Source organism: Corallococcus sp. CA054B, assembly GCF_003611625.1.
Taxonomy (GTDB): domain Bacteria; phylum Myxococcota; class Myxococcia; order Myxococcales; family Myxococcaceae; genus Corallococcus; species Corallococcus coralloides.
The window spans coordinates 1-9,502 of sequence record NZ_RAVY01000281.1 but is presented as its reverse complement, the minus strand read 5'-3'; the positions used below and the strand labels follow the sequence as shown (position 1 = coordinate 9,502).

Annotated in this window: 10 protein-coding genes and 1 pseudogene; 3 read left to right on the top strand and 8 right to left on the bottom strand. The window is 67.6% G+C overall.

Going from position 1 to position 9,502, the window contains the following annotated elements; genetic code table 11:
* The first annotated feature begins 94 nt into the window (after positions 1-94).
* Positions 95-937: a class I SAM-dependent methyltransferase gene (locus tag D7V80_RS38320; RefSeq protein WP_120592766.1), complete on the top strand. Its 843-nt coding sequence runs from the start codon at positions 95-97 to the stop codon at positions 935-937.
* Between the two features lie 44 nt (positions 938-981).
* Complete coding sequence (locus D7V80_RS38315; RefSeq protein ID WP_120592765.1) at positions 982-1,269, top strand: hypothetical protein; 288 nt, start codon at positions 982-984, stop codon at positions 1,267-1,269.
* 81 nt (positions 1,270-1,350) lie between these two features.
* On the opposite strand, the gene D7V80_RS38310 is transcribed toward D7V80_RS38315, so the two are convergent.
* The 8 genes from D7V80_RS38310 to D7V80_RS38275 form a co-directional block, all read right to left on the bottom strand.
* Positions 1,351-1,884, bottom strand: a complete 534-nt coding sequence (locus D7V80_RS38310; protein WP_120592764.1) for a hypothetical protein — start codon at positions 1,882-1,884, stop codon at positions 1,351-1,353.
* Positions 1,881-3,221 carry an AAA family ATPase gene (locus tag D7V80_RS38305; protein WP_120592763.1) on the bottom strand — a complete coding sequence of 447 codons (1,341 nt, stop codon included), beginning with the start codon at positions 3,219-3,221 and terminating at the stop codon, positions 1,881-1,883. The genes D7V80_RS38310 and D7V80_RS38305 overlap by 4 nt, the downstream gene beginning before the upstream one ends.
* 68 nt (positions 3,222-3,289) lie before the next feature.
* Positions 3,290-3,790, bottom strand: coding sequence for a hypothetical protein (locus D7V80_RS38300; RefSeq protein ID WP_014394549.1), 501 nt, complete (start codon positions 3,788-3,790; stop codon positions 3,290-3,292).
* Between the two features lie 11 nt (positions 3,791-3,801).
* A complete protein-coding gene (locus tag D7V80_RS38295; protein ID WP_199738961.1) occupies positions 3,802-4,722 on the bottom strand; it encodes a DUF2381 family protein in 921 nt (306 codons plus the stop codon).
* Positions 4,723-4,979: 257 nt separating this feature from the next.
* Positions 4,980-6,056, bottom strand: a complete 1,077-nt coding sequence (locus D7V80_RS38290; RefSeq protein WP_120592762.1) for an AAA family ATPase — start codon at positions 6,054-6,056, stop codon at positions 4,980-4,982.
* A 74-nt stretch (positions 6,057-6,130) separates the two neighbouring features.
* Positions 6,131-6,985 (bottom strand): family 16 glycosylhydrolase, encoded by an 855-nt coding sequence (locus tag D7V80_RS38285; protein WP_199738960.1) that lies wholly within the window; start codon positions 6,983-6,985, stop codon positions 6,131-6,133.
* A gap of 24 nt (positions 6,986-7,009) precedes the next feature.
* Complete coding sequence (locus tag D7V80_RS38280) at positions 7,010-7,756, bottom strand: Type 1 glutamine amidotransferase-like domain-containing protein (protein ID WP_158616772.1); 747 nt, start codon at positions 7,754-7,756, stop codon at positions 7,010-7,012.
* 10 nt (positions 7,757-7,766) lie between these two features.
* On the bottom strand, positions 7,767-9,083 hold the full coding sequence (locus D7V80_RS38275) for a family 16 glycosylhydrolase (RefSeq protein ID WP_120592760.1): 1,317 nt from the start codon (positions 9,081-9,083) through the stop codon (positions 7,767-7,769).
* Positions 9,084-9,174: 91 nt separating this feature from the next.
* On the opposite strand from D7V80_RS38275, the pseudogene D7V80_RS38270 reads away from it, so the two are divergent.
* Positions 9,175-9,502, top strand: a pseudogene (locus D7V80_RS38270) (LamG domain-containing protein); the annotation flags it as partial.

The window sequence follows — 9,502 nt, the reverse complement described above, 5'->3', positions numbered from 1 at the left end:
GGCCATGCGTCGCGGGGGAAGGTGGAGTGACGGGCGGTGGACAGGCGCATGTCCCGGAGGGACGGCTTGCGCGCGGGGTAGGCTGCGCCGGTCCATGTCCCTTCCGTCCGGAACCCCACCTTCCTCCCGCCAGCCACTGGTGGTCACCACATCGGACCGGGTGGACGCACCGCTCGCACAGCGTGCGCGGAGTGCGGCGGAGGCGGTGGGCGTGCCGTATGTGGAGCGCCACCACAAGCTGCCCCTGAAGAAGCTGCTCACCGACATGGCGGACGCGCTCATTGTCTTCGAGTCCACGGCGGTGTCGCTGGTGGACGCGGAAGGCACGCTGCGCTTCTCACCGGGGCTGGCGCACCTGCGGGTGAAGCAGCTGGACGCGGGCGTGATGGAGGACCAGCTCGTGCGCGTCGCGGGCCTGCGCGAAGGGGAGCGCGTGTTGGACTGCACGCTGGGCCTGGGCGCGGATGCGCAGGTGGCGGCGCGGCTGGTGGGGCCGGGCGGAAGTGTCCTCGGGCTGGAGAAGAGTCCGGCGCTGTATCTGCTGGTGCGGCACGGGCTCCAGGGGCTCGGGCGCCACCCGGCCGCCTGCCCGGTGAGCGCGGTGTACGCGGACGCGGCGGAGTTCCTGCGCACACTGCCGGACGGCGCGTTCGACGTGGTGCTCTTCGATCCGATGTTCGAGCGCGAGCGCAAATCCTCCGCCGCGTTCGAAGCGCTGCGCCGCCACGCGGACTACTCGCCGCTGACGCGCGAGACGGTGGACGAGGCCCGGCGCGTGGCACGCAGGGTGGTGGTGCTGAAGGGCTCGCGCTACTCGAAGGACTTCAAGAAGCTGGGCATCACCCCGGAGCCCGCGCGGCCCAACGCCACGGTGTTGTGGGCCCGACTGCCGGGTTCAGGGAATCCTGTTCATCCTGGTGAAGACGGAAGTCCCTGATAGCGTCCCGGGTCGCTGTGAATCACGACAACCGGGAGCGACACATGAAGACGCTGAAGCGGGGACTGTTGCTGATGGGCTGCCTGCTGGGGACGGTGGGCTGTGGCGTGGAGGCGCCGGAGGAGGGCGCTCTGGTGGTGGACGAGGACACGCAGGAGGTGTCCGCGCAGGCCGGCTGCATCCCTGGCCAGACGCGCACCATCAAGGTGGGCTGCTGCACGCCCACGCTGGAGCGCCGGCAGAACCAGATCTGCACCAACTCGGCGGGCTCCTGGAGCAACTCCGGCTCCAGCTACTGTGGCGGCTCGACCCTGAACTGCTACGGCGGCTGAGCGGACGAAGCGCTGGAACCTGTCCGACAGTCGGACAGGTTTCCCAAGGGGCCGCCCGGCTCAGACCACGGATGGTAGGAGTCAACTGACGGTTCGTACTCTGGACAGTAACTCCTCGCGGAGGTCCGCAACCCCCCTGAGCGGACACGTCACGAACCCGAGGCTGGCCCGAATCTTGTGCTTGCTGAGGTCCGCGCGGAAGTGCTTCTGGAGAACTTGCTGGTCGGGAGGCGACTCGATACCTGACACGACTACTGCATGGATTCGCGCAGGGACGCACCGGGAATGGAGGTTCTTGGCGGTCAGAAGAATCCCTGAGGTGAGCTGCGCAACGGCTTTGCTGAAATCGCTGCCGCGCTTGAGTTCGAAGAACAGGAGCCAAGGCTGGGCTCGCAGCTTGCGCCGGTAGAAGAACATCCCGTCACAGATTGACGTTCCATCCGGCTCTTGGCGGCGGAGTTCGTCGTGCGGATCGTCCAACTGGAACAGGAGCACCGCCTCTTGCCCCTCGGGAGAGAGCTTCGCGCCCACATCGCTTTCCGAGAGCGAGTAGTCACCGGGCTGAAGTCCGTTCCAGAGGAGCCGATCAAAAGCGCCCCCCGCCGTCGTACTCATTCGCCCCCTTCTGTTGCGTCAAGCGCGGCATTGAAGATCTGGCTGAGCCGCTGTGTCACGGGCGCGAAGGTGCTCTTCGTGATGAGACCGGTCTCGGGAGAAATTGCGTTCGTGACCTTCACTTCGGCGTCATCGGATGTTGCCTCGAAGGCATAGACCGCGACCTTGTCCGCGGGCAGGAACGCCTCGCGTGTCTTGAGCCGGAACTCATCCGCGAGCTTCGCTTGATGTGCCTCGGGAGCGCGCCCCGCCTCAAGCAGGTTGTTGAGGTGGTCGATGATGTAGGGGCTGTGGGTCGTGAAGATGATGCGGATCCCGTGGTTGACCATGACCGCCATCAACTCGACGAGCGCGAGCTGTGCAACGGGATGGGCGTTCATCTCCAACTCATCGATGAGGAGGACGTCTCCTGGCGATGCGAGGGACCGGATGTAGTGCGTAAGCCCAGCCAGGGACCGGGAGAGGGAGGATGCCACGGAGATGGGCAACTCCTGGCCGGCGCCGATCTCCAACACAAGACGCTCTTCGCCTCGATCTCCCGTGAACCGGATGTTTCCCCCGGTGATGGATCCGAGAAACGGCAATAAGGCATCCTTGAGAGGCGACTCCCTCCGCGAGGCTCCCCGCATGAGTCGCATGATGCTCAGGAAGTCCGTGACGGGATGTGGGAGATCCAAGTCGTCATCGCCCCCCTCGGCTGCCAGTAGGAGCCCAGCTCGATCCGCGGGAAAGCAGAGCACGTTCAGCAGGAGCTGCCGGAGTGGCCAAGTCGAGGCGTGGGTGAGCTTGTCCTCATCCCATTGGGGGTTGGTAAAGGTGCGCTTGAGTGTCTTCCTGAAACCGTTGGTGAAGGTCCAGAGCGACGTGACGCTGAGCCGGCCCAACTCGGGTTCGAGTTCAACCACCACGGAGTCATGTCGTGCATCCATCTCGCGGATAGAAAAGGAAAGCTCGACCCGAGCGTCAGAGGCAATGCCTGTCTTCTCGCCAAAGAGCGATGAAAGCTGCTCCTGATCCATCATGTTCTCGAAAGTTCCCTCCGGCCAGACGCCCAGTTCGTCCACGCCCAGGGTCACAGCAGCCTTGGACGTCCCCTGGCTTGATGCCTCGAAGAGGGACTTGAGGCGGTCACGGACTCTTGATGTGAGTGGATCCGTCTGGCTGAACGCCAGGAAGTCCATGGTGTTCAAGCCGGTAGACACAGTCCACAGGAGCTCAAACAGCGCCCATGCGAGCCAGGTCTTGTTCGTTCCGTTGTGTCCGCTGAAAACCGTCAGCGGCCGGATGTCGAGTTCGGCGTCCGTGATCCGACCGAGCTTGTGAACGGTGAGCTTCATGTGCTCGTCCTATCCCACGAGGAGCGGTCCCTCGAGGCTGAATGCGTCCTGGTATCGACTGGAAGGCTCTATCGGAACTCGTTCACGATGTAGACGCCTGCTCTGGGGGAACCGAGCACCGCTGTTCCGGGCTTGGACTCCGGCAGCTTCCGAAGTTGTCCGAGCCCGAGCCTTGCGACCGCACAGATGGGGACCTGCTCTCCTCCATCCAGGGGTTGGGCGGCGTAGTACCGGATCACGGCCTGCGGCCCGTCCGCCCAGACGCGGCCATAGAGCCGGGCCGGTGCGTCAATTGGACCCAGGTTGTCTTCGAGGACGCTCTCGATGGAGCCGGCATACAGGGTGATGGGATAGGCACGCGACTGGTTCGCGTCGAGCTGAACCCAGGCTGAATCCCCCACGAACAGCCGCAGGTACTTCATCGCCTTGCGCGCTTCTTCGGGACATTCCTCGGGTCCCGGCGTGCCATCGGAACGCAGGGCCACCTTGCCCGTCGCGGTGCCCGGGCAGCCAGGTGCCGTCATGAGCAGGACCGCGCAGCCCAGAAGTGTGAACGTGCGGGATACCATGCCTCGCGCTCTTATCGCGCCAGGAGCGCTGGATCTAGCTGGACGAACGCCTGCCTCAAGCCGTCCTGGCGGTAGATCTCAAGGAAGAGGCTCGTCAACACGCCTTCTTCCATGAAGGCACTGCTGTCCACGACAGCCGCTACCACGCCGGAGCTTCCGAGCGTGATTTCGCGCGTCGTGACGCGAATCGCGACCGCGCGAGGATGACCGCCGTCCTTGGTCACCAGACGTGCCGACTTCAGACTCCAGGGCTCTTGAGAATGGGTGTTCTTGACCTTGAAGACGACCGCGACCTTTCCCTTACCCTGGAACACCTGCGCATCCACCTCGCTCTCGTCATCCTTGCCGGAAAAGCGGTCCGCGAGCTTGAACGGGGTCTGCGCGATGGCCTCTGAAGCCAGCAGCGCCGCGAGCGCATGGTCCTCGGAGGTCTCTTCCTTGCGGTAGCGCTCGTTCTCCTCGGTCAGCGCGGAGTTCTCCTTGAGCGCCCGGAGCAGCGCCGCGTGCATGCTCGCGTAGCTCTCTGGATCCTTGAACACATCGACCTGCTGATCCGCGCCGTTCGAATGCCTCCAGCCCGGGTGACGCAGGAGGAATGCCACCTCTGTCCCATCCACCAGCGTCACAATCAGGGGAATGCCTTCGTCGTCGGCGAGGTCATGCATGGGCTCCAGGACGACCTTGTTGCGGACCACCACCAAGGGTTCGAGGCGCCCCTCCCACCCGAGCAACTTCGTCCTGCTGGCATCCACGGCCTTCTCGAAGCGCAGCATCGTGACCACCTGCCCCCGCACATAGACCCGGTGGGTGGCGTCACTCGGATGCTCTGAGAGCATCAGGGGGCGGATGGCCGGTTCGCGGTCACGGGCTACGGCAGCAGAAGCCACAAGCAGGCTGAGCAGGCCGGTCCGGAGGGAGGGTGGGATTCGCATCGCATGGACAACCTAACAAGGTAGGCCCTCCAGGGACAACCACCGAGGGTGGCTGAGCGGGTGGTAGGCCCCCTTCCGCGGACGAAGCGCCGAAACCTGTCCGACAGTCGGACAGGTTCTGGAACAGGGCTCGACCGGCGACCTCAGGTCCGCGCCCGTGGCGGTGAGGACTCTGGAGAAGATGGCCGGCTCGTTGGACGTCACCTTGCGACCTCAAGCCCACCCGGAAAGCTTTCGGAACTTCGAGAGCGCCCGGTTCACCACGGCCGCCGCTCGATGAAGTGGCGCGCCTCCGGAGAGGGGGCGAGGAAGGACACGGGCGCACCCGCGACGCGCTCGAGTTCTTCCAGGTGATGACGGGCCGCATCGGTGAGCTGGTCGAAGCGGCGTGCGGCCCAGTTGGTCGCGGCGAGCTCCCCCGCGAGCGTGAGCGCCAGGTCCGTGGGGGCATTGAAGGAGGCGGCCTCGCGCAGCCCCACCCAGTCGAACGCGCCGTCCTCCGAGCGGCACGCCAGGACCACCCGCCGCACCCGTCCCGGCGCGATGCCCGCCGCCTGGATGCAGGCGCAGGCGGAGGGCCCGGTGCTTTCAACGAGCACGCGGTGACCCCGGGCGAAGGCGTCCTCCATTTCCTCGTGGGAGGGGCCTGGCCCGCCTCGTCGAAGCAGCACGGCGTAGTGAGGCGCCAGCTGCGACGTGAGGGAGCGCGTGTCCACGCCGTCATGCGGTCCCGGGACGATGAGGTCCACCAGCCGTTCACCAGGCCGTCCATAAAGTCCAAGCCGGCTGGCCACTCGCACGAGCACCGCGTCGGGCGGCGTCCTCGCCGTGCCGACCACGAGCTCCGCCAGCAAGGCCAGCGCGTGCACCGCACGCTCGGCGGGATGCGCCCAGGCCGCCTCGAAGCCGTGCGGCTCCGCGTCCTCTTGCGTGTCGCGCGAACGCCGCTCCGCATCGCGCAAGGCCTGCTCCGGTTCCGGCGCCTCCAGGTGAACGTGAACGATGCGGAGCCCCGGGCTTCCGCGCAGGCCGTCCAACTGCGCCTCGCTGCTCGCGGCATCCACGATGATCAGCCTTTGGGTTCGGCCAGACGCGTCCAGTCCCTGCACCCGCAGGGCCGCGAGCACTCCGTCCGCCAGCCAGCGCCCACCCGTCTCGCGGTCCAGCGTGAGGCTCCGGTCCTGACGCGAGCGCCGGGAACCGTCACCGCCGTGCTCCCGCAGGAAATCCTCCGAGCGGAGATGCAGCGCGCCGAACCGCCGCGCGAGCCCCTGCGCGAGGGTCGTCTTCCCCGCGCCGATGGGCCCCGACACCACCACCACCGTGACCGCCATGGCTTGTTCCTCCCAAGGAGGAACACCCTAGGAACCCGGTCGCGGTGCGAACCATCCCCCGTTGGAGGGAGGCCTCAGCGCTTTTCGGAGACGCGCACCCAGTCCACTTCCATCGTCTGCGGCCCCTGGCGCAGCAGGTCCGCGGTGGCCTGCGGCACGCCGAAGTACGGCTCCTTCGCCTTGTTGACGCCCTCCGGGTAGCCGCCACCCACCGCGAAGTTGAAGATGATGAAGAGCGGCTTGTCGTACGCCCACGCGCCGTGGCGCTCCACCTCCTCGCGCGTGGAGGTCTTCACGCGCTCCCCGTCGATGTACCAGTGGATGGCCTCCGGCGACGTCTCCACGCCGTACTCGTGCCAGTCGCTCACCGGCGTGCGCGGAAAGAAGCGGCCGTTGATGGGCGTGTTGCCGCTGTAGCCCGGCCCATGCAACGCGACGGACACCCAGTCGCCGTAGCCAACGTTCTCCATGATGTCGAGCTCGCCGCACGCGGGCCAGCCCTTCGCCTGGATGTCATTGCCCAGCATCCAGAACGCCGGCCAGAGCCCCACGCCCACCGGCAGCTTGATGCGCGCCTCGACGCGGCCGTGCTTGAACTCCCGCTTGCCCGCGCTCTCCACGCGGCCCGACGTGAACGGATACCCGTTGGCCGTCTGCATCCGCGCCGTGAGCTTCAACGTGCCGCCGCTCACCGACACGTTGTCCGGCGACGTCGTGTACTGCTGCTGCTCGTTGTTCACGTGCACGTCGGTCTGGATGCGCCAGTTGCTCGCGTCCACCTCCGTGCCGTCGAACTCGTCGCTCCACACCTGGACCCAGCCGCCCTCCGTGGGCGCCACCGCCTCCGCGCGCTTCGGTGCCCCCGCGCACGCCGTCAGCCCCGCCACCAGCGCCCACGCCGTCGCAGCCCTGCCCGTGCTCGTCGCCATCGTCGTTCCTCGAAAGGGAGCCATCTACTGGAGCGTCCGCCGGTCCACCGGCGCTTCGGGGGACTCGCCCCGGTACGGCGTGGCCGGAGGCATGAGCAGCGATTCGTGCAGCCGCCCCTCCACGTCCACCATCACGTCCACCACGGTCTGCCGCACGGGCTCCACGCTGCCGTCCGCGTGCAGGAGCACGCCGCCCCCCTGCGGAATACCCAGCCCCCGCGTGGGCAGGCCCATGCGCCGGACGGCGAGCTTGAGGCCGGGCCACTCGGGCGGCTCGTGCACGCCGATGAGGTAGGGCACCAGGCCCAGCACCGGGAAGGGCTCGCCCTCGCCGGGCAGGTCTTCGCACCACGCGCCCAGGCCCAGGTGCATGGCTCCGGCGGAGACGCCCATCAGCACGGCGCCGGCCTGATGCCGCTCACGCAGGATCCCATCCACGCCGTGGGCCTGGAATGCGTTCCAGCCCACGCGCGGGTCGCCGCCCGCCAGGAGGATGACGTCGGCGTCCTTCAGCCAGGCCAGGTCCTCGCCGGACGGCCTGGCCGGGATGCTCCGGCAGCGCTGGATCCCGATGCCCTCCATGGCCGCGACGAAGATGTCGTAGAACTCCGGCACGTCGCCGTTGGACGCGCCCAGGTACGCGGCCTTCACCGGCGGCACGCGCAGCTCCGCGCCGGTGAGCACGCGCACGTAGTCCAGGAAGGGGCGCCCCTCCACGCGCCAGAACAGCGGAGCGCTGTCAGCCAGCAGGAGGAGGGGCGGGAGCGTCATGCGTTTCAGCCTACCGCCACTGGTAGGCGCGCACCCAGTCCACTTCCATGGTCTGCGGCGCGTTGCGCACCAGGTCCACCGTGGACTGCGGCACGCCGTAGTACGGCGTCGAGGCGCCATTCACGCCGAAGGGATAGCCACCACCCACCGCGAGGTTGAGGATGATGAACAGCGGCCTGTCGTAGGCCCACGCGCCGTAGCGCAGCACCTCCGCGCGCGTCGTGGTCTTCACCAGCGCCCCGTCGATGTACCACTTGATGTCCGAGGACGAGTACTCCGTGCGGTACACGTGCCAGTCGCTCACGCTGGACGACGGGTAGAAGCGGCCGTTGATGGGCGTGTTGCCGGAGTAGCCCGGGCCGTGAAGCGCTCCGGACACCCAGTCGCCGTAGCCGACGTTCTCCATGATGTCGAGCTCGCCGCACGCCGGCCAGCCCACGGTGTTGATGTCATTGCCCAGCATCCAGAACGCCGGCCACAGGCCCGCGCCCACCGGCAGCTTGATGCGCGCCTCGACGCGGCCGTGGCTGAACTCGCGCTTGCCCGCGCTCTCCAGCCGGCCGGAGGTGAACGGATAGCCGTTGTTCCACTGCAGGCGCGCGGTGAGCTTCAGCGTGCCGTTGCTCACGGAGATGTTGTCGCCGGAGTTCGTGTACTGCTGCTGCTCGCTGTTCACGTGCACGGTCGTGTTGGGCGTCCAGTTGGCCGTGTTGACGCTGTTGCCGTCGAACTCGTCGCTCCAGATCTGCACCCAGCGGTCCTCGCTGCCGCCCACGACGCCAAAGGAGAACGCCTCCCAGCAGCCGGCCGCGGCGCGGTTGGCGTACAGCGGCGCGCTGGCGCCCTGGTTCGCGTCCGCGGACACGTACTGGCCCGTGCTCTTGGCGCGCAGGCCCACGCTGCCGTCCGCGAAGGGCACCCAGGTGAAGCGCTCCCAGTCGCCCACCGCCGTGCGGAAGCCCGTCACCTGACCGCCCGCGTTCGGATCCGCGGACACGTACATGCCCGTCTCCACCACGCGCAGCGAGATGGAGTCGTTGCCCGCGTCACCCACCTGGAACTGCTCCCACCCCTGCGCGCTGTCGCGGTTGGCGACGAGCGGCGCGGTGGCCCCCAGGTTCCGGTCCGCGGACACGAACTTCTGCGTCGCGCACGCCTTCAGCCACACCGTCCGCCCCAGCGGCGCCGCCGTGGCGGACTGCTCCCTCTCCGCCACCACCGGCGCCGCCAGCAGCGCGTCCTGCGCGGGAGCGGAACCCCCACCACAGGCCGTCAGCCCCAGCACCGCCGCCAGCGCCCACAGCGTCTTCCCGGCTCTCGTCGCCATCGTCTTCCTCGAAGGTGCGTCCAGCTCCGACAGGGAGCGGGGACCCGCCCCACTTAGACCAGAGCAGTCAAAATGGCTTAACCTTATTTCCATGAAAAAGTTACTTAGTGGGGCCCTCGGTGTGGTGCTCGGGACGGCGCTCGCGGGCGTGCCCGGGACGGTGTTCGCGGAAGGCCGACCGTCGCTGGTGAACACGCGCATCGGGACGCCCTTCGGGGCGAACGGGCACTCGTCCACGGTGGACGGCCGCATCTTCGTGGGCAACATCCGCGAGGACCAGGCGACCACGACGACGACGTGGATCGCCCGGGTGTTCCGTCCGGAGGCGGTGACGTACGACGCGGCCGGCAAGCCGTCGTTCGCGCAGGCCTTCTCCGCTGGCAAGACGGTGGCCGTGCGCAACGGGGAGAACGCGCTGG

Coding starts and splice junctions, on each gene's coding strand:
- D7V80_RS38305 (WP_120592763.1), bottom strand. CDS start 3,221: ATGAAGCTCACCGTTCACAAGCTCGGTCGGATCACGGACGCCGAACTC.
- D7V80_RS38315 (WP_120592765.1), top strand. CDS start 982: ATGAAGACGCTGAAGCGGGGACTGTTGCTGATGGGCTGCCTGCTGGGG.
- D7V80_RS38310 (WP_120592764.1), bottom strand. CDS start 1,884: ATGAGTACGACGGCGGGGGGCGCTTTTGATCGGCTCCTCTGGAACGGA.
- D7V80_RS38295 (WP_199738961.1), bottom strand. CDS start 4,722: ATGCGAATCCCACCCTCCCTCCGGACCGGCCTGCTCAGCCTGCTTGTG.
- D7V80_RS38285 (WP_199738960.1), bottom strand. CDS start 6,985: ATGGCGACGAGCACGGGCAGGGCTGCGACGGCGTGGGCGCTGGTGGCG.
- D7V80_RS38280 (WP_158616772.1), bottom strand. CDS start 7,756: ATGACGCTCCCGCCCCTCCTCCTGCTGGCTGACAGCGCTCCGCTGTTC.
- D7V80_RS38300 (WP_014394549.1), bottom strand. CDS start 3,790: ATGGTATCCCGCACGTTCACACTTCTGGGCTGCGCGGTCCTGCTCATG.
- D7V80_RS38290 (WP_120592762.1), bottom strand. CDS start 6,056: ATGGCGGTCACGGTGGTGGTGGTGTCGGGGCCCATCGGCGCGGGGAAG.
- D7V80_RS38320 (WP_120592766.1), top strand. CDS start 95: ATGTCCCTTCCGTCCGGAACCCCACCTTCCTCCCGCCAGCCACTGGTG.
- D7V80_RS38275 (WP_120592760.1), bottom strand. CDS start 9,083: ATGGCGACGAGAGCCGGGAAGACGCTGTGGGCGCTGGCGGCGGTGCTG.